This is a genomic window from Halorubrum sp. Ib24 (genome assembly GCF_002252745.1).
GTDB lineage: Archaea > Halobacteriota > Halobacteria > Halobacteriales > Haloferacaceae > Halorubrum.
Window position 1 is genome coordinate 95,735 of sequence record NZ_NHOX01000024.1, and the last position, 22,469, is coordinate 118,203.

General features: G+C 70.2%; 21 protein-coding genes, 1 tRNA gene and 2 pseudogenes. 10 read left to right on the plus strand and 14 right to left on the minus strand.

The window, feature by feature from the left end; genetic code table 11:
- The first annotated feature begins 180 nt into the window (after nt 1-180).
- On the plus strand, nt 181-1,275 hold the full coding sequence (locus DJ82_RS05880) for a radical SAM protein (RefSeq protein WP_094581288.1): 1,095 nt from the start codon (nt 181-183) through the stop codon (nt 1,273-1,275).
- Nucleotides 1,276-1,339: 64 nt separating this feature from the next.
- Here DJ82_RS05880 and DJ82_RS05885 read toward each other — a convergent pair whose 3' ends face one another.
- The 4 genes from DJ82_RS05885 to DJ82_RS05900 all read right to left on the minus strand — a co-directional run bounded on the left by DJ82_RS05885 (nt 1,340) and on the right by DJ82_RS05900 (nt 4,096).
- Complete coding sequence (locus DJ82_RS05885) at nt 1,340-2,143, minus strand: MarR family transcriptional regulator (protein WP_094526766.1); 804 nt, start codon at nt 2,141-2,143, stop codon at nt 1,340-1,342.
- Nucleotides 2,144-2,357: 214 nt separating this feature from the next.
- Entirely contained in the window at nt 2,358-3,557 is a 1,200-nt protein-coding gene (locus DJ82_RS05890) for an LEA type 2 family protein (RefSeq protein ID WP_094522354.1), read from the minus strand.
- A 52-nt stretch (nt 3,558-3,609) separates the two neighbouring features.
- A complete protein-coding gene (locus tag DJ82_RS05895) occupies nt 3,610-3,807 on the minus strand; it encodes a DUF5800 family protein (RefSeq protein WP_094522355.1) in 198 nt (65 codons plus the stop codon).
- Nucleotides 3,808-3,913: 106 nt separating this feature from the next.
- Complete coding sequence (locus DJ82_RS05900) at nt 3,914-4,096, minus strand: DUF5786 family protein (protein ID WP_094522356.1); 183 nt, start codon at nt 4,094-4,096, stop codon at nt 3,914-3,916.
- 220 nt (nt 4,097-4,316) lie between these two features.
- Between DJ82_RS05900 and DJ82_RS05905 the strand changes: the two genes are divergently transcribed.
- Nucleotides 4,317-5,549 (plus strand): polymer-forming cytoskeletal protein, encoded by a 1,233-nt coding sequence (locus DJ82_RS05905; RefSeq protein ID WP_094522357.1) that lies wholly within the window; start codon nt 4,317-4,319, stop codon nt 5,547-5,549.
- A gap of 28 nt (nt 5,550-5,577) precedes the next feature.
- On the opposite strand, the gene DJ82_RS05910 is transcribed toward DJ82_RS05905, so the two are convergent.
- Complete coding sequence (locus DJ82_RS05910) at nt 5,578-6,342, minus strand: ribonuclease H-like domain-containing protein (RefSeq protein ID WP_094581289.1); 765 nt, start codon at nt 6,340-6,342, stop codon at nt 5,578-5,580.
- A 111-nt stretch (nt 6,343-6,453) separates the two neighbouring features.
- Here DJ82_RS05910 and DJ82_RS05915 point away from each other — a divergent pair, with 111 nt between their 5' ends.
- Nucleotides 6,454-7,218 carry an SOS response-associated peptidase gene (locus tag DJ82_RS05915; RefSeq protein ID WP_094522359.1) on the plus strand — a complete coding sequence of 255 codons (765 nt, stop codon included), beginning with the start codon at nt 6,454-6,456 and terminating at the stop codon, nt 7,216-7,218.
- Between the two features lie 35 nt (nt 7,219-7,253).
- Nucleotides 7,254-7,535: a hypothetical protein gene (locus tag DJ82_RS05920; protein WP_094522360.1), complete on the plus strand. Its 282-nt coding sequence runs from the start codon at nt 7,254-7,256 to the stop codon at nt 7,533-7,535.
- 61 nt (nt 7,536-7,596) lie between these two features.
- On the opposite strand, the gene DJ82_RS05925 is transcribed toward DJ82_RS05920, so the two are convergent.
- The 4 genes from DJ82_RS05925 to DJ82_RS05940 all read right to left on the minus strand — a co-directional run bounded on the left by DJ82_RS05925 (nt 7,597) and on the right by DJ82_RS05940 (nt 11,929).
- Nucleotides 7,597-9,039, minus strand: coding sequence for a small ribosomal subunit Rsm22 family protein (locus tag DJ82_RS05925; RefSeq protein WP_094581290.1), 1,443 nt, complete (start codon nt 9,037-9,039; stop codon nt 7,597-7,599).
- A 46-nt stretch (nt 9,040-9,085) separates the two neighbouring features.
- Entirely contained in the window at nt 9,086-9,859 is a 774-nt protein-coding gene (locus tag DJ82_RS05930) for a prephenate dehydrogenase (protein WP_094522362.1), read from the minus strand.
- Nucleotides 9,860-9,911: 52 nt separating this feature from the next.
- The gene (locus tag DJ82_RS05935) at nt 9,912-11,162 is read right to left on the minus strand and encodes an MFS transporter (protein WP_094581291.1); all 1,251 of its coding nucleotides are present in this window, start codon (nt 11,160-11,162) and stop codon (nt 9,912-9,914) included.
- Between the two features lie 86 nt (nt 11,163-11,248).
- Entirely contained in the window at nt 11,249-11,929 is a 681-nt protein-coding gene (locus tag DJ82_RS05940) for a thioredoxin domain-containing protein (RefSeq protein WP_094581292.1), read from the minus strand.
- Between the two features lie 115 nt (nt 11,930-12,044).
- On the opposite strand from DJ82_RS05940, the pseudogene DJ82_RS05945 reads away from it, so the two are divergent.
- Nucleotides 12,045-12,338: pseudogene (locus DJ82_RS05945) on the plus strand (DUF5779 family protein); the annotation flags it as partial.
- A 79-nt stretch (nt 12,339-12,417) separates the two neighbouring features.
- Nucleotides 12,418-13,392, plus strand: a complete 975-nt coding sequence (locus DJ82_RS05950) for a sugar phosphate nucleotidyltransferase (RefSeq protein WP_094581293.1) — start codon at nt 12,418-12,420, stop codon at nt 13,390-13,392.
- A 48-nt stretch (nt 13,393-13,440) separates the two neighbouring features.
- Here the strand turns inward: DJ82_RS05950 and DJ82_RS05955 are convergent, their stop codons facing one another.
- Complete coding sequence (locus DJ82_RS05955) at nt 13,441-13,668, minus strand: hypothetical protein (RefSeq protein ID WP_094522367.1); 228 nt, start codon at nt 13,666-13,668, stop codon at nt 13,441-13,443.
- A gap of 83 nt (nt 13,669-13,751) precedes the next feature.
- Entirely contained in the window at nt 13,752-15,221 is a 1,470-nt protein-coding gene (locus DJ82_RS05960) for a DHH family phosphoesterase (RefSeq protein WP_094581294.1), read from the minus strand.
- Between the two features lie 193 nt (nt 15,222-15,414).
- Between DJ82_RS05960 and DJ82_RS05965 the strand changes: the two genes are divergently transcribed.
- Nucleotides 15,415-15,488: transfer RNA gene (locus tag DJ82_RS05965), tRNA-Lys, on the plus strand.
- A 202-nt stretch (nt 15,489-15,690) separates the two neighbouring features.
- Here the strand turns inward: DJ82_RS05965 and DJ82_RS05970 are convergent.
- Nucleotides 15,691-16,107 (minus strand): thiol-disulfide oxidoreductase DCC family protein, encoded by a 417-nt coding sequence (locus tag DJ82_RS05970; protein ID WP_094522369.1) that lies wholly within the window; start codon nt 16,105-16,107, stop codon nt 15,691-15,693.
- Between the two features lie 164 nt (nt 16,108-16,271).
- Between DJ82_RS05970 and DJ82_RS15685 the strand changes: the two are divergent.
- From DJ82_RS15685 to DJ82_RS05985, 3 genes and pseudogenes are all read left to right on the plus strand, one after another.
- Nucleotides 16,272-17,960: pseudogene (locus tag DJ82_RS15685) on the plus strand (HTTM domain-containing protein).
- Between the two features lie 115 nt (nt 17,961-18,075).
- Complete coding sequence (locus DJ82_RS05980) at nt 18,076-18,816, plus strand: SDR family oxidoreductase (protein WP_094581295.1); 741 nt, start codon at nt 18,076-18,078, stop codon at nt 18,814-18,816.
- Nucleotides 18,817-19,063: 247 nt separating this feature from the next.
- Nucleotides 19,064-20,362: an MFS transporter gene (locus DJ82_RS05985; RefSeq protein ID WP_094581296.1), complete on the plus strand. Its 1,299-nt coding sequence runs from the start codon at nt 19,064-19,066 to the stop codon at nt 20,360-20,362.
- A gap of 61 nt (nt 20,363-20,423) precedes the next feature.
- Here DJ82_RS05985 and DJ82_RS05990 read toward each other — a convergent pair whose 3' ends face one another.
- Entirely contained in the window at nt 20,424-21,146 is a 723-nt protein-coding gene (locus DJ82_RS05990; protein WP_094581297.1) for a methyltransferase domain-containing protein, read from the minus strand.
- 145 nt (nt 21,147-21,291) lie between these two features.
- Nucleotides 21,292-22,401, minus strand: a complete 1,110-nt coding sequence (locus DJ82_RS05995; protein WP_094581298.1) for a guanosine monophosphate reductase — start codon at nt 22,399-22,401, stop codon at nt 21,292-21,294.
- Nucleotides 22,402-22,469: the final 68 nt, after the last annotated feature.

The following is a 22,469-nucleotide window of genomic DNA, read 5'->3' on the forward strand; positions in this document are numbered from 1 at the left end:
CAGAGAGAACGGGAAGAGCGGCGCTCCCCGGAACGCCGATCGCACATCGTCGGTACGCGTTTCTCGATGACCGATCGCAGGCGGAGCGAGGGCTGAGCCGCGGTCGGGGAAGCGGGACGTTACCTGAACACGTTCGGGGTATTCCCCAAGGGGGCAAAGGTCGTAGCGCGGGACGAGCACATGTTCGACGACTTCGACGTTGACCGGCGTCCCTTCGTCCTGATCTGGGAGGTGACGCAGGCGTGCGGCCTCGCCTGTCGTCACTGTCGGGCGGACGCGAAGCCGGAGCGTCACCCCGACGAGCTGACGACCGCCGAGGGGAAGCGGCTCCTCGACGACGCCGCCGAGTTCGGCGACGGCCAACTGGTCGTCCTGTCGGGGGGCGACCCGCTCGCCCGGGAGGACCTCACGGAATTGATCTCGCACGGCGACGACCTCGGCCACCGCATGACGCTTACGCCGAGCGGGACGGCGTCGCTGACCCCCGACCGCGTCGAGGCGCTCGCGGAGGCCGGCGTTCAGCGGATGGCGGTCAGCCTCGACGGCGCGACCCGAGAAAGCCACGACCGGTTCCGCGGCGAGCGGAGCTTCGGCGATACGGTGACTGCGGTCCGAGCGGCCCGGGAGGACGGGCTCCCGCTGCAGATCAACACCACCGTCTGCGCCGAGACCGTCGAGGAGCTCCCGGCGATTCGCGATCGGGTCCGCGACCTCGGCGCGGTGCTCTGGAGCGTCTTCTTCCTCGTGCCCGTGGGCCGCGGGCGGATCCTCGACCCGATCTCCCCGGAGCGCGCGGAGGCGGTCATGGAGTGGCTCCACGACGTCGCCGAGGCGGAACGGTTCGGCGTCAAGACCACGGAGGCGCCGTTTTACCGCCGGGTCGGTCTTCAGCGCGACGGCGACGACGCCGGGGTCCGTCGACGCGGCGGCATCACGGCCGGCCGGGGGTTCGCCTTCGTCAGCCATACCGGAGAGACGTACCCGTCGGGGTTCCTCCCGAAGTCCGCGGGCAACGTCCGGGACCGGTCCGTGGTGGACATCTATCGGAACTCGGGCCTGTTCGAGTCGCTCCGGGAACCGGATCAGTTCGCGGGCAAGTGCGGCGCCTGCGAGTTCCGACGGGTCTGCGGCGGGAGCCGCTCCCGGGCGTTCGCGGCGACCGGGGACCCGACCGGAAGCGACCCGCTCTGTCCGTACGTGCCGGAGGGGTACGACGGTAAGCTACCGCGGAGGCTGGAAGGCGAGAGTCGGGGCGTCACCGACGCGGCGGATTGAGAGGGCGTATCGAGACCGCACCGTCGCCGTCTTGTTCGGCGGCGACCGCGGGCCGAACGCCCGATCAGCGGTCGTCCGAATCGAGTACCCGGTGCGGGATGTTCCTGTCGCGGAGTTTGGACGTGTGACGCGGGATCTCGTCTGTAACCGCCACCAACAGGACGTCGAGGCCGAGCATGCCGGCCTCGGCGACGCCATCGGCGGTTCCGAACCGGACGTCCGGGGTCGCGTCGCTCCGGGAAACGAGCGCGTACGCCTCCGTCCCGGCGACCGCGAGAAGCCCGCCTTCCGGGACGTGATCCGATATCACGTCCGGATCGGGCGGGGCCTCGTCGGTGACGGTGGGCACGGGAAGCACGGAGACGGTCCCGGTGTCGTAGTCGACGACGCCCTCGAAGTCGGCGACGCCGACGGCCTCGCCCTTTTTACCGCTCGTGACAGTGACCGCGGTCGCGGTCCCGCCCGAGGGGTCGGCGTGGAGGACGCCGTCCCGCATCACCAGTCCGACCTCGCTCCCCTCCGCCACGTTCCCGAGCGCGATGGCGGCGTCGACCTCGACGCTCCCGAGGACGTCGGAGTTCACTCGCTCGAGGTACGTCTCCAGGTCGTCGGTCCGGGAGATGAGCCAGTCGACGCCCTCCTTGGTCACCTCGTACCGGCCGCGACCCCCCTTCTCGACGTATCCGGCCTCGACGAGGTCGCGAACGTAATCGCTGACCGCCTGCGAGGTCACCCCGATCGTCTCGGCTATCTCGCCCTGACTCACGGCGGGCTGGCGGGCCGCGATCTCCACGAGCACCTGATACCGCGTCGCGCTCCGCTTGTTCTCGAGGACGTCCGGCGATCCTCCGCCATCGGCGTCGGCCATTATCGGCTGTTCGGCGGCCGCAAATAAAGTAGTGTTGTATATCTGGCGGCCCGTTTGCGGCAGACGAGCCTGCTCGCCGATCGATGAAAACAGCGTTTCATTCGGAGGGGGTCGATCGCGTCGACCGCGGTCGCGTCGTATGGCTCGACGCCGCGTACGAGCGGGCGTCACGTCGGTCGCTCCCGACTATCAGTCAGAGATACCGGCGGCGGTCCTACAGCGGGAGGACGCCGTCGTCGCCGTCGTCCGACCCGTCGTCGGTGGTGTCGTCGTCGGTTGCGTTCCCGTCGTCAGTGGTGTTGCCGCCGGTGGAATCCCCGTCTCCCGAGGTGTCGTCGGTGGCGCTTCCGTCGTCGGTATCGTTTCCGCCGTCGGTGTCGTCCGTGCCGGACCCGTCGCCCTCGGTCCCGCTCCCGTCGGTGTCGCCCGAGCCCCGAACGTCCTCGCCCTCGTCGAAGATGTCGGTCTCGATAGTCTCCTCGTAGGTCAGCTCGTCGAGCGGAACGGTGACCTCCTCTCCGCCCGGGAACTCGATGACGGCGTAGAATTCGATCCGGAGACCGCTCACCTGGTGGCCGCGGACCTCCTCGTCGAGGTGCGTGACCCACCACTCGTCGAGCCGGCGGTTCTGGAGCGCGGTCGTGAACTCGATCGTCTCGGAGCTCCGCGAGGGGATCACGTACCCCTCCTCGGTCCGTCCCGTGGCCATCTCGACCCCGTTCATCGTGACGTCGTAGCCGATCTCAGTGACGACGTACGGTTCGAGGTTCGGGTTGTACACCGTGAACGCCATGTCGATGGGCGTCTCGGCCTCGCTGACGCTCCCCCACTCGCCCCGCGTCTCGTTGACGTAGAGGACGGGATCGTCCGTCAGCGCGCTGTCGGCGTTCACCGGTCTGGTCTCGTTCGAGTCGAAGGCGCCGAGCAGGTCGGTCGTTATCTCGCGGTCGCGACTGAACTCCACGGTCCGCCCGAGCAGGTCCGAGGTGACGCTGGCGTCGATGCCGACCTCGGTCCGCTCGCCGTTGCGGACGTGACTGACCCACCACGGCGGGATCGCGTCGTTCCGCAGTTCCGTTTCGAGGGGGACGGTGGAGTTGCCGGCGTCGACGGAGACGCCCTCGCGACCGCCCTGCGCCATCTCGATGTCGTTCATCGACACCGTGTAGTTCACCGAGACGCCGTCGAGCCCGACGCCGATCGGGTTCGGATTCGAGACGACCAGGTCCGTCTCGACCTCGGTGGTCTCGTTCGTCACGTCGCCGAAGGTGTTGTCGACTGTCGCGACGCTCGGGACGCCGAGCATCCCGACGGCGAACGCGCCGCCGACGGCGCCCACGAGGACCAACAGCCCGACGAGAGCGGTCCGTAGTTTCGAACTCGTGAGCGCGGAGAGAACGGTGCCGATACTCATACCGCGGCGGAACCGACCGTCGCGTAAAATCGTACCGCTTCGCGGAGCCGCCTTACAAGACGTCGCCGATCCGGACGGGCTCGCCGTCCAAGTCGGGCTCCTCGGCCACGATCTGTAACACCTCGTGGTCGGTGACGTCGCGGAACCCCTTGCCGGTCGCCTCCTCGATCAGGTCCTTCTCCAGCTCGAACTCGGTCCCCTCGTAGACGACGTCGACGCCGTCGTCCGTGAAGGTCAGGTCTGTGCTCATGGGCCGTCGTAGGCGTCGACCGGATAAAAGGAGCGTGACACGGCCTCGGTCCGGCGCTCGCGGGTCCCCGGTCGCCGGTCTCGATTCGGCGAGGGGGCGGTGGCGATTACTCCTCGTCGCCGTCGTCTTTCATCTCCGAGAGCCGCCCGACCAAGTCGTCGGTGGACGCGCCGCCCTCGATGGACACCTCGCCGTCGTGGTCGTGCTCGTGGACGTTCACCGCGGCGTCGTCGTCGGTGTCAACGTCCTGGTTCTTCTGCTCGCTCTCGTCGTACGATCCGAATCCCATACCTGACCCATCCGCGCCGGACTCAAAAGGGTAGTGACCTGCCGACGATCCGAGGGGGAGTCGCACGCGCGGCGCTGGGGGTCGACCGCTCGGGCGGGACCGACCGCTCGGGCGAGACCGACCGCTCGCGCCCGCCGGGGCGTCGACCCTTCCGCGCCGGCGTCCGACGCGCGTCGGACGTCCCCACACGGTTTATACGCGCGGAGGGAGTTCTCCCGGTGTGTCGCTGCGAGGGGACGGTCCGATAGAGGAGCTCGCGGTCCCGTCCGGGACGACCGTCGAGGAGCACGACCTCGTCGTCGACGGCGACGTGCTCGTCGGCGGCCAGTCGACGGTGGAGTTCGGCCTGCGCGGGCGCAACGTCGCCATCGGCGAGCGCGTGCGCGTCGGGAACGACATCGAGGCCGAGGGCGACTGCCGGCTCGACACGTGGTGTACCGTCGACGGCAACGTGCTCGTCGGCGAGGACGCGTACCTCGGCGAGCGGGTCACCGTCACCGGCCGGCTGATGGTCTCCGGGGACCTCGACATCGGCGACGACGTGTCGATCGAGGAGGGGTTCGAGGCGAACGGCTGGATCGTCATCCGGAACCCCGTCCCAACGATCGTCTTCTACTTCATCGTCCTCTCCCAGCTCCTGCGCGTCGGCGAGACCGACGCGGCCGACGAGCTCGCGGAGGCGCTCGCCGACGGCGACGACGTGCGCGACCCCCTGTTGGTGCCGCGCGGCGCCGAGATCTCCGACGACGCGTGGCGCGTCTCGACGCCCGCGACGGTCGGGGACGACTGCCGGCTCCACGGCAACCTCCGGGCCGAATCGGTACACGTCGGCGAGCGCAACGAGGTGTTCGGCTCCCTCCGCGCCCGCGAGGGCGTGACCGTCGGCGCCGACACGGTCATCCACGGCGACGTCACGACTCGCGGCGGGACGGTCACCATCGAGGCCGGCGCGCGGGTGCTCGGCGACGTCTCGGCGGGCGACCTCGTCGTCCACGACGGCGCCGAGATCGACGGCTCTCTCCGGGCGCGCGGCGAAATGAAGCTGGTCCAGGAGGCGGGAGAGGAGTCGGACGAGGGCGTCGAAGCGGCCGACGACGGCGAGGACGCCGCCGAGAGCGACGAGGAAGGCGCCGGGGAGGAAGAGAGCGCCGGAGGCGAGGAAAGTGCTGAAGACGGAGAAAGCACCGTCGACGAGGAGAGCGCCGGAGACGACGACGCGGCCGAGTCCGACGAAGCGTCGGACCCCGACGGGGAGTCGGTGCCAGACGAGGAGTCGGATCGCGAAGACCCGCCGATCGTCAGCGCGGAGGCGGCCGCGGGGGAGGAACCGGAGAGCGACGGCGAGTCGGTCTCCGAGGAGACCGACGCGACTCCTGACGGGAACGGTGAGGAGGACGGTACGGGCTCAGAGACGGCCGAGGCGCCGGTCGACCCCGACGCGGAGCCGACGTAGCCGCCGTCGAGCCGTCGGTCCTCTCTCCTTAGCGCTCCGCGGCGGCGCCGACGAACACGTCCTCGTGGAGCCGCTCGCTGACGACGTCGGCGAGCGTTCGGAGGTTCTCGGTGTCCTCGCGGTTGTACGAGACGAGGGTGTCGAGCGCGTCCGCGTCCCCGCGCTCGTACTCGCGCCAGAGCCGGACCGCGTCCCGGCCCGACAGGTCCGGGCGGTCGCGGTCGATCCCGATCTCCTTCTCGATGGGTTTCAGCCCGCCGGAGAGCCCGATCCGCTTGCAGGGGTACATGAGGTCGAGATGCGGCGTGTCGACGTCGATCCCGAAGGAGGCCTCCAAGAAGGGCACGTCGAACCGCGCGCCGTTGAACGTCGCGAGCAGGCTGGCGTCGGCGAACTGCTCGCGCAGGCGGTCGGCGGTGAGGTCGTCGCCTGCGACGAGCGTCGTCGTCTCCCCGTCGCGGTGGAAGCTCACGGTCGTCACGCGGTCGCGGTGCTCGTCGAGCCCCGTCGTCTCGATGTCGAAGAAGCAGGTCTCCTCGCGGAAGTTCTCGTAGAGCCGCCAGCGCTCCCCGCTCGGGAACGTCCGGTCGAAGTAGGCCGCGTCGCCGTCGTCGAGGCGCGTCAGCGCCTCGGCGATGAACGACTCGATCCGGTCGGCGGTGGTCGAGCCGACGCCCGCGACGTCGACCGCGGGGTCGAACGCCTCCCAGGTGGTGACGCCCTCGCGCCAGAGCCTGCGCTCCGTCGTCTCGCCGACTCCCTCGACCGGGATGAAGCTGTTCTCGATGCGCATACCCGACCGCGGCGGCGCGCGGGCAAAAACCCGACGGGAGGCGGCGCGGGTGGGGACCGACGCCGAGGCCGACCGTTACTTAAGTATCGGCGGCGCCAACATCCGCTATCAATGTGCGGCCGCTATACGCTTTTCACCGCCGCCGCCGACTTGGAGGCCCGGTTCGGCGCCGACTTCGGCGGCGTCGAACCCAGCTACAACTGCGCGCCGGGCCAGGAGCTCCCGGTGATCACGGACGAGGACCCGACCGCCGCGACGCGGATGGAGTGGGGACTCACCCCCTCGTGGGCGGACGAGTCGTTCGGCCTCATCAACGCCCGCGCCGAGACGGTCCGCGAGAAGCGGAGCTTCGCCGACGCCTTCGAGCGACGGCGGTGTCTCGTGCCCGCGGACGGCTTCTACGAGTGGGTCGACGGCGGCGGACCGAACGGAGCCAGTGAGCGGAGCGGATCCGGCGGACGGGGCGGCTCCGGAAAGACGCCCTACCGGGTCGCGTTCGAGGACGACCGGCCGTTCGCGATGGCGGGACTCTACGAGCGGTGGGAGCCGCCCGAGCCCGAGACGACGCAGACTGGGCTCGGGGCGTTCGGCGGCGGGTCGGCGGAGAGCGACGACGGCGAGACCGACGGCCCCGTGGAGACGTTCACGATCGTTACGACCGAGCCGAACGACCTCGTCACCGGCCTCCACCACCGGATGGCGGTACTCCTGGCGCCGGACGAAGAGGAGACGTGGCTCCGCGGGGACCCCGACGAGGCCGCCGCGCTGCTGGACCCGTACCCGGCCGACGAGCTGACGGCGTACCCGGTGTCGAGCCGGGTGAACTCGCCCGGAGTCGACGCGCCGGAGCTGATCGAGCCGGTCGGCGGGAAGTAATCCTTTTTTACCTATTTTCCAAATGAAAGGACAGCATGCCCTCCACCCTGCAGATCGGTGTCGCCGGCGGTCCGGAACTGCTCGTTGCCGCCCTCCTCCTCGGGATACTGGTCGTTCCGGCGCTGCTCGTGTCCCTGCTCGTCTATCTGGACGCGACGGACCGGAACAGCCGCCACGCGATCGCGTGGACGCTCGCCGCGCTGTTCGGCGGCGTCGTCGTCTGGGTCCTCTACTTCGCCGTCCGCGACGAGGTCGGTCCGAGCGGGTCGGCCGTGAACGGCGGTCCGAACGGGTCGACCGCGAACGGTTTTCCGTGATCCCGGGGGAGGGCGATCGGCGTTCGGTCGCCGTCGCGTCGCGACGGAGGCCGACCGGTCCTCAGGGCGCGACCATGTCGACGACCGTCTCGTCGTCGACGACCACGTTGTACGCGTCCTCGTCGTCGTTCCAGAGCACGAGGCCGTTCTCGACGAAGACGACCGCGCCGTAGTCGGCCCGCCGGAGGTCCTCGTTGAGCACGGTCTCGCGCGTGCAGACGAGGTAGTGATCCACGGTCTGCGAGCCGTCGCCGACGCGGTAAAGGGCGTTGTCGCCCGCGCTGAGGTCGTGGCTGAGCTTCACCGCGAGAAGGTTCACGCGGTCGGTGACGTGCTCCTCGGAGTCCGCCATCCGCGCGCAGCGGCCGTCGTTCGCCCGGACGTCGACCCGGCGTTTCCCGTCCGGTCGGAGGATCGCGTACGCGAACTGCACGTCGACGTTGACGAACTCGCCCGGCTCGTCGGTCGCGCCGCGGTCGGCGCCCTCGTCGAGCCGCCGCTGGAACGGGGGCGCGTCGAGGTCGTCGGCGACGTCGAACGACCAGCCGCCGTCCGAGGGCGTCGCATCCGGCCACAGCCGGACGGTCGGCGAGTACGTGTCGACGTCGCTCGTCGGCGTGACGACCGCTCGCTCGATCTCCCGGAGCCCCATCGCGGTGTTGCGGTCGGCGGGCGCGAAGGCGGCGACGCTCCCGTCGTCGGCGAGTCGGTCGAGCGCGGCGTCGACCACCGCCACCGGGTCCGCGAGCTCCGAGAGCACGTTCCCGAAGACGACCAGATCGAAGGGGTCGTCGGACGTGAACTCCGCGTCTCTCCCGCCGGTTCCGAGGAACGACTCCGCCGTCGTCTCGTGGATCGTCGCGCGGAAGTTGCGGCCGGTCTCGTCGAGCAGCCGGTCGAGGACGTCGGCCCCGGCGCTCGGCTCGACCGCGTGGTAGTCGACGACGGCGTCGTCTGGGAGGTAGTCGTGGAGGCCGAGCGCGGGCCCGCCCACGCCGGCGCCCACGTCGAGGACGCGGAGCGTCCGGTCGAGCAGCCCGTTCTCCGCGAGGTCGTCGAGGACGTACCCGATCGTCGCGTAGTAGGCGGGGAGGTGGTATATCGCGTAGCCGAGCGCCGCCATCCGACCGTACTCGACGTCGTTCTCGTAGAGGTAGTCGGTCTTCAGCCGCCGGACCGCCTCGCGGAGCTCCGCGCCCGACTCGCCGCGGTGCCAGTTCGCGCCGAACTCGGCGACGAGGAGGTCTTCGAGGGCGAACGCGTAATTTTCGGGGAACGCCGTCGGCGACCACTCGGAGTCGGGGATCGGCCCCTCGGGGACCGGCTCGAAGCTCCCGTCGTCCCGCTCGCGGAGCCGGAGGTCGAACGCCTCCTCGCGGAGCGTCTCGCGGACGACCGCCGGGTGCGGCGTCCCCTCGACGTACTCCGCGATCTCCTCGGGGTCGATCGGCCTGACGTTGCGCAGGTAGTTGGCGTTGTTCCGGACCGCGTCTCTGTCTATCATGGAATCACTGTTGTGGTCGGTCTGCTCACTCGTGGTCGTCGGTCGGTCACTCGTGTCGCTCCCGTCCCTCGCGGTCGCCGCGCGCCGCCTCGTACAGGTCGGCGAACTCGTCCGAGTCGGCGTCGGCGATCTCGCGGGCCGCGGCGGCCACGTCGTCGGCGCCGTCGAAGGCGCGCTGGATCTCGGCGTACACGCCGGGCGCGCCCTCGGTGACGGTGTCGGCGACGTCGTCGAGCGCGGCCGAGACGGGCGTGTGGAACTCCTCGCGCACGTCGTCGCCCGCGAGCCGCCACGCGAGGACGGCCGCGTGCGCGCCGGCCTGCACCGTCTCCATCGCCCGGTCGTGTTCCGCGGCGGTCGTCTCGAACACCTCGTTGCCGCCGGCCTCGATCGCGGCCGCGATCCCCTCGACGACCGGGCCGCCCTCGTCGACCACGCAGGCGACGTTGCCCGGGACCCGCGGCGGCGCGAACAGGGGGTGGAAGCTCGCGCGTTCGAGCCCCGGCGCGTGCTCGCGCATCGCGGCGACCGCGTCGGTCATCTCGCCGGAGACGTCGAGGATCGCCTGATCCGCGCGGGGCGCGTACGCCTCGACCGCGGCCGGGACCGCCGACATCGGCACCGCGAGACACACCGCGTCGTGGGTCGTGTCGCCGTCGACCGGGACCGTCGTCGCGTCCCGCGAGGCGGCGGCGTCGCGGGCGACGTCCGGGTCGCGGTCGGCGAACGCGAGCGTCGCCTCTACCGGCGACTCGTCGGCCGACACCGTGTCGGCGATCCACCGGCCGATCTCGCCCGCGCCCGCGACGAGTATGTCCATCGGTTGCCCGAACGGAGGGCGCGCGAGGCTTAAAAAGGCTCGACTCGGCGACCTACTCCGAGGTCGAACGCTCGGCGTCGCCGCGGAGCCCGAGCAGGCCCTCGCCCGGCGCGAGCGCCCGCACGGCCGGGAACAGCGCCAGCGCGATGGCGAGCTCCAGTCCGCCGACCGCGAGGAACGCCGGCGTGTAGCCGAACGCCTCCGTGGCGCTCCCACCGACGAGGAAGCCCGCGAGGAACCCGAGCGAGCCGAACACGTTGAACAGCCCCATCGCCGCGCCGCGGGCCTCGGGCTCGACGAGGTCGGTGACGAGCGCCATCGTCGCCGGCGCCATCAGCGCGCCGCAGACGCCGACGAGGACCATCAGCCCGGCCGCGAGCGGGTAGACCGGCGCGACGCCGACGCCGACGGTGGCGACCCCGTAGGCGACGGAGCCGACCACGACTGGCAGGAACCGCCCCACCCTGTCGGAGAGCGATCCGAACGGGGACTGGAGCAGCGCGAACGGGACGAAAAAGAGCGCGAGCGTCGCCCCCGCACCGGCCGCCGAGAGGCCGAACGTCCCCGGGTCCTGGAAGTAGTAGACGCCGACCAGCGCGAAGAAGCCGGCCGTGAGCCGGTCGACGAACCCGAACGCCAGCGGAACCAGGAGCCCGCGCGTCGTCCGGGCCCGCGAGAGCACGTGACGGAAGCCGGCGTCCTCACGGCTGTCCTCGACCGACCGCCCGGGCGTCGCCGTCGAGTCGTCGACGATCGACGCGAGCAGCCCCGCGACCGCCAGCACGGCCGCCCCGGCGTACACCGGGTAGAAGGGGTCGAGGTCGGCGAGCGCGCCGCCGACGACGGAGCCGACCGCCGCGCCCAGTCCGATCGCCGTGCCGGCGGCGCCCATGTTCCGCCCGTTGCCGCCGCGCAGATCCATCAGCGACGTGATCGCGAGCGAGAACGCGCCGATCGTGAGCGCACCGCCGACGACGCGGACGACGAGGGCGGCTCGGAATCCGAGTCCGAGCCCCGGAACCGCCGCCAGCGCGAGGTAGGAGGTCGCCCCGCCGAGCGCGCCGGCGACGATCAGCGGGACCCGCTTCCCGAGCGCGTCGCTGGCGGCCCCCCAGACGACCGCGAAGGAGACGAAGGCGCCGAACTCCGCGACGAGGAACCACATCCCGGCGTCGATGCCGGCCGGCGCGCCGAGGGCGACCACGAGGTCCGGCACGCCGGGGTAGAGGAGTACCTGCGATATCAGCACCGCGAGCACGACGGCGCCGAGCAGCCGTCGCTCCCCGCGGTCGTCGTCGCTCATTGCCTTATAAAACGAGTCGAACGGGCAAAAGACCGACGCTACAGGGTCATCGGCGCGAGATACGGGAGGGGGCGTCGTCGTCGCGACTACAGCGCCTCGTCGATCGCCGCCCCGACGGTCGCGGCCTCGTAGGTGTCGACCGGCTCGCCGTTCACGAATATCGTCGGCGTCCCCTCGACGCCCATCGACGTTCCCTCCGACCTGTCGTCCGCCGACGCCTCCCCGTACGCCGCGAACCGCGCGTCCGACATCGCCGCACAGGGGTCAGCGCCCGCGGCCTCGGCGGCGGCGCCGATCGCCTCGCCGCTGTAGCTCCCCTGCGACTCGTAGGCCGCCGAGGCGAACTCGAAGAACGCCTCGGAGCCGTTCCGGGCGCCGACGCCGCGGGCCGCGCTGGCGACGGGGACCGCCCACGTCTCGTTGACGGGGATCGGGAAGTCCCAGTGTTCGTACCGGATCTCGCCGGACTCGACGTACTCCTCGCGGATCGCCGGGAAGTGATCGAGCGTGTAGCTCGCACAGTGACCGCAGGTGAAGTCCTCGAACGCCCGAACGACCACGTCTGACTCGGGGTCGCCGAGGGTCGGCCGGTGGTCGAGGTTCGGGTCCGACGGCTCCGCCAGGTCGCAGTCGTACTCGCCGGTGTCGAGGTCGACGCCGCTGATGTCGAGGGTAGTGCCGCCGCCTCCGCCGCCGAGACATCCCGCCGCGCCGACGACGCCGACCGACGCCGCGCCCGCGAGCAGGGACCGCCGCGTGCGTTCCATGTTGCCCGCTGGGGCCGGAGCGCACTTAACGACTCCGCGACCGGGCGGTGGCGCCCGGCGTGCGACGCACTCGGCGGGTCCGAACGTTTTTGCCGCCGCCTCGCGACCCTGAGGTATGAGCGACTGGGACCTCGACTTACGCGACGCGGAAGAGCAGATGGACGAGGCGTTCGCGGCCGCCGGCGACGTCGTCCTCGGCGTCCTCGACGGCACCACCGATCCCGAGGAGTGGGTCCGCAGCGTCGACTACGGGAACACGCTGGTGTTGTCGATCGACGGCGACCTCAACGAGCTCGCCGCCGGCTTCGCCCGCGAGGTGAAGGACATGGGCGGCGAGCTGATGCACTTCCGCGGGTTCCTCGTGGTCACGCCGCCGGGCGTGAGCATCGACACCGAACGCCTGAGCGACTAAGACGAAGCCGCCGCCTGCGTTTTCGGTGGTTGACACGAGCAAAAGAAGTATGTCACCGGGGTGAGACGGGGGTGATATGAAAGCCGTCGTACTCGCGGGGGGTTACGCCACCCGACTCTGGCCGATCACCGAGCACCGACCGAAGATGTTCCTCCCGGTCGGGGAAAACACCGTCATCGACGAGATATTCGAGGACTTCGAGGCGGACGACCGCGTCGACGAGGTGTTCGTCTCCACGAACGAGCGGTTCGCGGACACGTTCGACGAGTACCTCAGCGACAGCCCGTTCGAGAAGCCGACGCTCTCGGTCGAGGAGACCGTCGAGGAGGACGAGAAGTTCGGCGTCGTGGGGGCGCTCGAACAGCTCGTCGACCGCGAGGGAGTCGACGACGACCTCATCGTCGTCGCCGGCGACAACATGATCAGCTTCGATCTCGCCGAGTTCGCCGACTTCTTCGAGTCGAAGGGGGCGCCGACGCTGGCCGCCTACGACGTCGAGGACCGCGAACGCGCCAAGTCGTACGGGCTCGTCGAACTCGACGGCGACGAGGTCGTGAACTTCCAGGAGAAGCCCGACGACCCGAAGAGCACGCTCGTCTCCATCGCGTGTTACGCGTTCCCGGCGGAGACGCTCCCCGACCTCTCGACGTACCTCTCGGACGGGAACAACCCCGACGAACCGGGCTGGTTCCTCCAGTGGCTCCAGGGGCGCGGCCCGGTTCACGCGTTCACCTTCGACGGCGCGTGGTTCGACATCGGCACCGCCGACAGCTACCTCGACGCGGTCGAGTACGCGCTCGAGGGCGGCACGCTCGTCGCCGACGACGCGACCGTCGAGGGGTCCGACCTCGGCGACGTGGTCCACGTCATGTCGGGCGCGACCGTCACCGACTCGACGCTCGACCGCTCGGTCGTCTTCCCGAACGGGACGATCACCGACTCCGATATCCGTAACTCCGTCATCGACGAGGGCGTCACGCTGGAGGGCGTCGACCTCTCCGGCGCGCTGATCGGCTCGTACACCTCGATCACCGACGGCGACGACTTCTGACCGACGGCTTCTGACCGACGGCGACCGAACCGCTCGTCGGGTGCGACGTTACCTGCCTTCCGACCGCTCGCCCGCCGAGCCGCCGGCCTGTCGGTGGGTGTGGTGATAACAGTCGAGCGCGGGGCCGTCGCCGTCGCTCGCGGGATCGAAGCACACACGCTGATACCGCTCGTTGTCGAGCAGGTTGACGACGAACCCGTCGGCGTGGCGAGACACCGACTCGTAGGGATCGCCGCAGGCGGGGCAGGCGTCCGGCGTGTCCTCGGGAACGTGCATGGTGATCGCGCAGCCGCGTAGCTCCGGGTACGGGTCAGACGAGTAAAACGGATCCGGCGGTGGAGGCCGAACCGGTAGCTGGTTTACGACCCGTTCCCGCCGTCGCTCCCGCTCCCGGCTTCGACGCCGAGCGCGTCGAACAGCTTCCGGCGGACCGCCTCCTCGGTGAGGTGGAGGAGGGTGTCGCGGTTCTCGCCGCTCGCCTCGATACCGGTGAAGATGCCGAGCGGGATCTCCAGCGACCCCTGCGTGGAGTGACCGGCGGCGTCGCCCATCTCCGAGAACGCCTCGTCGAGGACGTTCCCGATGTTCAGGCGGATGTCCTTCGAGCGCGCGGCGAGGTAGATCGTGTCGTCGGCGATCCCGAGGACGGCGGTCGTCGTGATCCCCTCCAAGTTCAGCAGGTGTTGGGCGGCCTGCGCGAGCGCCTCCCGGTCCCGGATGAAGCCGGCCGTCGAGAAGAGGTGGCTCCCCTGCACCTCGCGGTTCTGGATCGCCTCCGCGAGCACGTCCAGCGTCTCGGGGCTCATCGACGGCGACTCCACCTGTTCGAGCGTGTCGTGGTTCGCGAACGGGTGGAGGTACGCGGCCGCGGTCAGGTCCGCGGGCGTCGTGTCCCGCTTGAAGTCGAGCGTCTCGGCGCGGATCCCGTACAGGAGCGCGGTCGCGACCGCCTCGGTCGGCGACTGGTCGAACTCCTGGAGGTACTTCGTGAGGATTGTCGACGTCGAGGAGACGTTGGTCCGCACGTCGACGAACCGGGCGTCGAACGGGACGTCCGCCTTCAAGTGATCGATGTACACGTCGATCCCGACGTCGAAGTCGAAGCCGTCGTCGGCCGACTTCGCGAGGTCGACCGCGGCGACCGTCTCGTACTCCGAGAGGTCGGGCGCGTCCGACCGCGCCACGAGGTCGATCCCGAGGAGGTTGACGAACGCCCGGTTCTCCTGGTGGCCCACGTCCCCCGAGTAGAGGATGTCGGCCTCGACGCCGAACGCGTCCGCGATCGCCTGGAGCGCTGTCGCCGACGCGATCGAGTCCGGCTCCGGGTTGTCGTGGGTCAGGATCGCCATCCGGCCGCCGCCCTCCTCGATGATCTCCGCGAGCTGGCGCGCCATGTACTCCAGCTCGCCCGTTTCGAGCGACTGGAGGGCGCTGTCGGCGATCACCGTCGAGGGGTTGATCACCACGTCGGCGCCGCGGTCGCGGAGCTCGTCCTCGCTGACGGGGTCGGAGGCGCGGACGACGACGTGGTGGTCGCCGCCGACGTCGCGCACCGCCGAGACGGCCGCCTTGTTCGCCTCGACGTCGCTGGCGAGGATCAGCACGATGTCGCGGTCGTCGAGCTCCGCGACAACGTCGGGCTCGGCGATGTCCTGCACGCGGGCGTTGAGGTCCTGGTCGCGGAGCGCCTCGACGCGGCTCTCGTCGCGGTCGAGGATGAGCACGTCCTTGCCGCGGTCCGTCAGCTCCTCCGCGACGGCGTGTCCGACGCTTCCACAGCCGAGGATCGCGTATCGGGTCCGCGCGGATCCGGATGCCCCACTACTCATTGCACGTGATTTCCCCGGGACCACACTTAACGAGTGCGCTCTCCGCGTGGGACGGGGAGCGGCGCCGGCTTCGGGCGACTCCGACGACGACGCTGGCAGGGGGACCCACCGACGAGAAATGACCGTGACACCGCGTGAATCGACGCCGCCGAATGAAAAGGTCTTTTACGTCGACACGGGTAGAATTCGGTGAGGGCCGGTAGCTCAGTTAGGGAGAGCGACGGACTCTTAATCCGTCGGTCGCGTGTTCAAATCGCGCCCGGCCCGCTTCTGCGAGGAGCACTCCGCGACGAGCGAAGCGATTCGCGCGATTTGAAGTAGAGAAGTCGCAGCGCGAGCGAAGCGAGCGATCGTCTTCTCGTAGTTCAACATTCGCGCCCGGCCCGCTTTCTGAAGGACGGATACCGAGTCAGCGAGCGATGAGCCACTTAGGTAGCCGTCGCAGCGCGAGGGGCCCGAGCGAGCCCGCTCACTCCAAGAACCGCGACTGGACGTCTTCGGACGGCATCATACACCGGTCCTTCTTGCCGAACCACCGGTATCGGTGGTCGGCGACGAAGTCGTAGAGACGGTCGCGGACCGATCGGGGCAGGTACCGGAACGGCGAGAGGAGCCGGTAGAAACCGCCCAGTCCCGTCGCGATCCGGAGTATCGCCGCCGACTTGACGTAGCTCTCTCCGTCCTCGATCAGGACGACCGAGTCGAGCTCGTCCCTCGGCAGGTCGTGCTCGGCCAGCAGCGCCTGTCCGACGTCGGACTGCAGTGAGGCGAACCGGTACTTGCCCTCGTCGTCGCGCGGGAGAATGAACTGCACGAACCCGCTACAGAGGTTGCAGACGCCGTCGAAGAGCACGATCGCGTCGGCCTCAGCGGTCTCTGCGTCCATCGGTATGGTCGTACGCACCCGCCCCAGTTCACGCTTCCGGTCGCCGCGGCCCCGACTGTATCCCGCTCGCGGCCGACGCGGCGAGAGTCAAACGAACGTTTCAATATACAACAAGCTTATCCCGGCCGAACTGAGATTCCTGCTGAACTCTCCGCTACGAAATTATGGAACGAACGCCCTCCACCGACACCGCTCGGTCCCGACTCTCGAACGCCGTCGATCGGCTCTCCGCGGCGCTCGCCGCGCGAGTCGCGGTCGACCTGCGCGCGCTCGCCGCCTTTCGGATCGGGCTCGCGACGCTGTTGCTCGCCGACCTCGCGCGGCGCTCGCGTTCGCTGACGGCCTTCTACACCGACTACGGCGTGCTCCCGCGACGCGCGTACGTCGTGGACTACTCGACGACTCCCCTTTGCCGCACACGCTCTCGGGGAAACCGTGGGCCGGCGCTGCTGTTCGCCGTCGCCTGGCGCGTTGCCCTCACCTCCTCGTCGGGTATCGACGCGGCGCGGTGGCGCTCGTCTCCTGGCTGCTGCTGCTCTCCGTGCAAGCCCCGGCAACCCGCATGGTGTTGAACGCGGGGGACAGCCTGCTGCCATGCTGCTTATCTGGAGCGTGTTCTCCCGCTCCGCGAGCGCTGGTCGCGTCGACGCGCCCGGCGGGGGCGGGCGGGTCGGGACGGATCCGACGCGAGTCCGCGGCTGAAGAGCGACGCCGACTCCGCGACGCGGAACGACGCCGGCTCCGAGACATCCGGTCCGACCGGCCCCGCCGTGGCGAACGTCGCCACGATGGCGGTCCTGCTCCAGATGCTGATCATGTACGTGACGAACGCCGTCCACAAGCGCGGGGGCGACCTCTGGATGAGCGGCGAGGCGGTCGCGTACGTCATGCAGGCCGACCACTTCACCTACCTGCTCGGCAATCACATCGCCGAGTTCCACGGCCTGCTGCGCGTGCTCACGGTCGCGTGGCTCGCCCTGCTGTTCGCGTCGCCCCTGCTGCTCCTGCTCAGCGGCGTCCCGCGCGCCGCGATCGCCTCGCTGTTCGTCGGTATGCACCTCGGGATGGCGGTCACGATGCGGATCGATCTGTTCCCGATCGCGGTCGTCGTCGGCTTCATCCCGTTCTTTCAGACGGCGGTCTGGGACGCCGCCGAACGCGCCGTCGCCAGTCTGGGGTGGTCGACGCCGCTCGCCCGCTGGCGCGCCCGTCTCGAGTCCGCGGCGAGAGCGATTCCGTCGCTCCCTCGGCGCGCGCCGTTCTCACGCCCGGTCGCGCCGGGACGCCTCGACGGTCTCCGCGATGCGGACCTCACCGGGACGCTCGCCGGCGGACGCGTCCTCGTCTCGACGGTCCTGCCGTACGTGTTCCTCGTGTTGATCGTTCTCTCCGGGGCGCAGGCGGTCGATTACGCCGAGGTCCCCGAACCCGGTGAGGACGTCTTGGAGGCCGTCGACATGGACCAGTCGTGGCGGATGTTCGCCCCCGATCCCACCCACACGACCCGATGGTTCGTCGCGCCCGGAACCCTCGAAAACGGGACCGAACGGGACGTGTTACGGAACTCGGCGGTCGATTTCGAACGGCCGCCGCGTGCGGAGGCCACCTACCCCACCTCGCGCTGGCGGAAGTACCTCGGGAACGTCCGCTCCACCGACAACGAGAACCACCGCTCGTACCTCGCGAACTACCTCTGTGCGGACTGGAACCGTTCCCACGAGACGCGCGTCGAGAACGTGACCGTCTACCAGCGGTACGAGCGAGCCGATCCCTACAACGGAACGGTCGAGGCCGAGGGAAAGGTGAAACTGATCGAGTACGACTGCTCGGGCGAGTTCGTCCAGAACGAGTGAGGGCCCGGTCGGGCTCATCGGAGGATCGGTCCGGACCCGCCCGTCCGAAGCCGTCGAGTGGGCCGGCGGTTCCCCGACGCGACGTTTTATACTCGCCCCCCGCGATCCGTCGGTCATGACCACGCTCGACGACGCGACGGCCCTGGTGACCGGCGCGAGCTCCGGAATCGGCGAGGCGACGGCCCACGCGCTGGCGGCGCGGGGCGCGAACGTCGCGCTGCTGGCTCGCCGGCGCGAGGCGCTGGAGTCGCTGGCGGCGGATTTGGAGGCGGAACACGACGCGAACACGTTAGTCGTCGACGGCGACATCCGCGACCGGGCGACGAGCGAGGCGGCGGTCGAGGCGGTGATCGACCGGTTCGGCGGGGTCGACGTCGTCGTCTCCAACGCGGGGGTCGGCCGCGGCAGCGACGTGGCGGAGATGACCGACGAGGAGTACTTCGCCATGCAGGAGACGAACGTCGACGGGACGTTCTTCCTCACGCGGGAAGCGCTCCCGCACCTGACGGAGAGTCAGGGGACGCTCGTCGTCGTCGGGAGCTTCGCGGGCCAGTACCCGCGGTCGTTCAATCCGGTGTACGCCGCGACGAAGTGGTGGGTGCGCGGCTTCGCGCACAGCGTCGCGGCGCAGGTCGGCGACGAGGGGGTCGCCGTCTCCGTCGTGAACCCCTCCGAAGTGCGCACGGAGTTCGGCAGTGAGGACGGCGAGCCGTTCGAGGAGCGGTTCGAACCCGGCACGGTGACTGAGCCCGAGGAGGTGGCCGAGGCGATCGCCTTCGCGGCCACGCGCGAGGGGTCGTCGGCACAGGAGATCGACCTCTTCCGGCGGGACAAGTTCGGCGACGCGCTGTCGTAGAGCGGCCGGGACAAGTTCGGCGACGGTCCGGTCTCGGTCGTCGTCGGGAGTGTCGATCGGTGCGCCACACTCCGGACAGGAGTCGTCGACCCGCGTTACCGCGAGGTCACACTCGAGGCAGAACCGACGGTCGCAGGCGGGGTCGCCCACGCCGGGAGAACGCTGTGGCCGATTCATAACTCCGTCGACGATCCGGCCACGTCCGTCGGATCGAAACCCACTTTGACCGCCTGCGCGCCGATCCGGTGTGAACAACGCGGACGCCGGGAACGGGGCGATCCGATCACAGTTCTGGGCGCTCTACCTCACGCGGTTCGCCGAGGGGTTCGGCTTCATCACCCTGATCACGCTTCTCGGGCCGTACATCAACGCGCTCGACCCGCAGGCGACGACGGCGCTGGGCGTCTCCATCTCCGCCGGGTTCATCATCGGGATGTACACTACGGGGTTCACGCTCGCACAGACCGTCGCCGTGGTCCCGCTGGCGTGGGCCGGCGATCGGTTCGACAAGCGGACGGTCCTGCTCGTCGTCCTCGGCGTCGGCGCCGGCGTCTACGCTCTGTTCCCGCTCGTCGACTCCTCCGCCTCGTTCATCCTCGTCCGGGCCCTGCAGGGACTCGTCGTCACCGGGGCGGGACTGATGACGCTGTCGCTGGTCGGCCAGATCGCTGACGTCGGGACGCGAGCGGACAAGATCGGCAAAGCGAACGCCGCCTCCTTCGCCGCCTCGATCGCCGGGTCGCTGTCGGCGGGCGCGATCTACGACGCGCTCGGCTTCGGCCCGATCTTCGCGATCATCTCCGGGCTGATGGTCGTCGGGTGGGTCGTCACGTGGCTCGTCTTGGACGACGACGACACCAGGGTGGAGGGGTTCCCCTTCTCGGAGCTCGCGGTCAACCGGAAGATCCTCACGATCACGGGGTTCCGCGCGCAGTACGCCTTCGCCGTCACCATGGTCCGGACCTGGGTGCCGATCTACGCCGGGACGTCGATGACCGGCGGCGGCCTCGGCGTCGCGGCCGTCGCCATCGCGGTGACGGTCACCGCCGAGAAGGCGACCAACATGGTGGGCCAGCTGTTCACCGGTCGGCTCTCGGACGCCTACGGTCGCTCGCTGTTCGTCTTCACCGGGGGCGGCGCGTACGGCCTGATCGCGATGGTGATCCCGTTCTCCGCCGCAATCGGGACCGCGCTCGGGGCCGACGTGACGCTGCCGGTCCTCGGAGAGTTGCCGCCGGCGTACCTGCCCCTCGTCGCCTTCTCGGGACTGCTCGGCGTCGCCGACTCCTTCCGCGAGCCGGCCAGCATGGCGCTGTTCGCCGTCGAAGGGACCGACGACGGCGGCGTCGCCTCCAGCTTCGGGATCCGCGAGCTCGTCTGGCGGCCCGGCTCCGTGGCGGGACCCCTCATCGCCGGCTGGCTGATGGTCGAGGTGAGCATGGCGTCCGTCTTCCGCGTCGGCGGCGCGTTCGCGGTCACCGGCGTGTTGACCTTCCTCGTGCTCCTCGCACGCGATCACGGACGCGCGGCGCTGACGGCGTGGTAGCGGACCGCGACAGCGACGCGATGGCAGACGGCGACGGCAACGCGGGGGGTCTTTCCAGTTCCTACCGCTTCCGCAGCGCGGCGCGGTAGTGGTACCCGTTCTCGTCGTCGCCGCGGGCGACCTCCTCGACCGCCCAGCCCGTCCCGACCGCGGCCTCGCGGAGGCGCGCGGGGCTGAACAGCCGGAGCTGGAGGATCGGGTTCGTCTCGCCCTCGTACTCGAAGAACATGACGCGGTGCGCGAGCCCCGGCGTCGGGTCGTCCCGGTAGCCGACGAGGTCGGCGGTCGCCGGGTGCGTCGGGTCGTAACAGTCGACGACGGCGGTCGCGTCCGGCGTCGTCACGTACGCGAGGTCGCCGAGGAACTCGGTGAGTCCCCGCATCGATCCCGCGAGCCCGATCTGGGTCCCGTTCGCGAGCGCCGAGCCGAACCGGTCGCGCGGGAACGCCTCGCGCAGGGCGAACATGTCGCCCTCGCGGGCGTCCTCGACGCCGCGCTCCCGCATCGTCTCGACCAGCGCGGGGCTCGGCTCGATCGCCACCGTCTCGAACCGCTCTTGGAAGTACAGCGCGTGTCGCCCGGTCCCGGCGCCGAGGTCGACGAGCGGACCCCGCAGGCGGGACGCCAGCCACTCGTGGGCCGGGTCCTCGCTCGGGTCGAAGTCGGCGAAGTAGAACGCCTCGATCGGGTGTTCGACCGTCTCCTCGGCGTCCCGGTGCAGGAGGGGCTCGTCCCGTTCGCCGCGGAAGTGGTCTCGGATCGCGCGGCCGAAGGCGTCCGTCATGCGTCGAGAGTGCGGGGTCACCGTGAAAAGTCGCTCGCGAGTGAGTCAGACAGACGCATGGCCCCCACGCGTCCCTCGATCGGCGACTCAGTCGTCGGTCGGGCGTCTCCGGTCACTCAGTCGTCGGTCGGGCGTCTCCCGCGATTCAGTCGTCGCTTTCGGCCGGCCTCTCGTCGGTCGCGTCGCCGACCCGCTGCGTCTCGCTGTCGACGCTGATCCCCTCCCAGTCGTCGTCGGTGTGGAACCCCTCGCGCTCCTTGGCGCCGGGCGCGACGCGGATGAACTCGGCCTCGGTGCGGGCGCGCCCGATCGTGTGCCCGCCGCAGTACGACAGCCCCGAGCGGATCCCCTGACAGAACTCCTTGGCGACGGCCGCGACCGGCCCCTTGTACGGCGTCAGCGCTTCGACCCCCTCGTCGGCGACCACGTCGGTCCCCTTGTCGTCGCGGTCCTCGGCGGCGGCGGTCGTCGCCATCCCCCGCGAGCGCTTGTACCGCGTGCCGTCGACCTCGACGACCGCGCCGGGCGCCTCCGTCGTCCCGGCGAAGAGGCTCCCGAGCATCACGGTGTCGGCGCCCGCCATCAGCGCCTTCACCGCGTCGCCGGAGGTGCGGATCCCGCCGTCGGCGCAGATCGTCGCGTCCAGGTCCTCCGCCGCCGTCGCGCAGTCGTCGACGGCGGTGAGCTGCGGGACCCCGGCGCCCGCGACCTTCCGCGTGGTGCAGTGCGAGCCGGGGCCGATCCCGACCTTCACGCAGTCCGCGCCGGCGGCCGCGAGGTCCGCGACGCCCGCGGGCGTCGCGACGTTGCCGGCGACGAGGTCCGTCTCCGGGAACTCCTCGGCGATCGCCTCGACCGCGTCGATCGTCCGCTCGAGGTGCCCGTGCGCGACGTCCACGACGACGGCGTCCACGTCGGCCGCGACCAGCGCGGCGCTCCGGGCCACGTAGTCCTCGTTGATCCCCACGGCCGCGGCGACCCGCTCGCCCGCGGCGGCGACGCGTTCGACCCGTGCCGCCTGTTCGTCGACGGTGAGAAACCGGTGAAGCACGCCGAGTCCGCCGGCGCGAGACAGCTCGATCGCCAGCTCCGCCTCGGTGACGGTGTCCATCGCCGCCGAGACGAGCGGCGTCTCCAGTTCGAGGCTCGGCGTGAACGGCGTCGAGAGGTCCACGTCGCTCCGGCTGTCGACCGGCGACCGCTGCGGGACGAGCAGCACGTCCCCGTAGCTCAGTCCGGTTCGTAGATCGTTCATCCCCTACCAAGGAGAGGGACCCGTATTAATAAACCCCGCGCTGGCGAGTCGGGTGTGGGCCGGAGCGA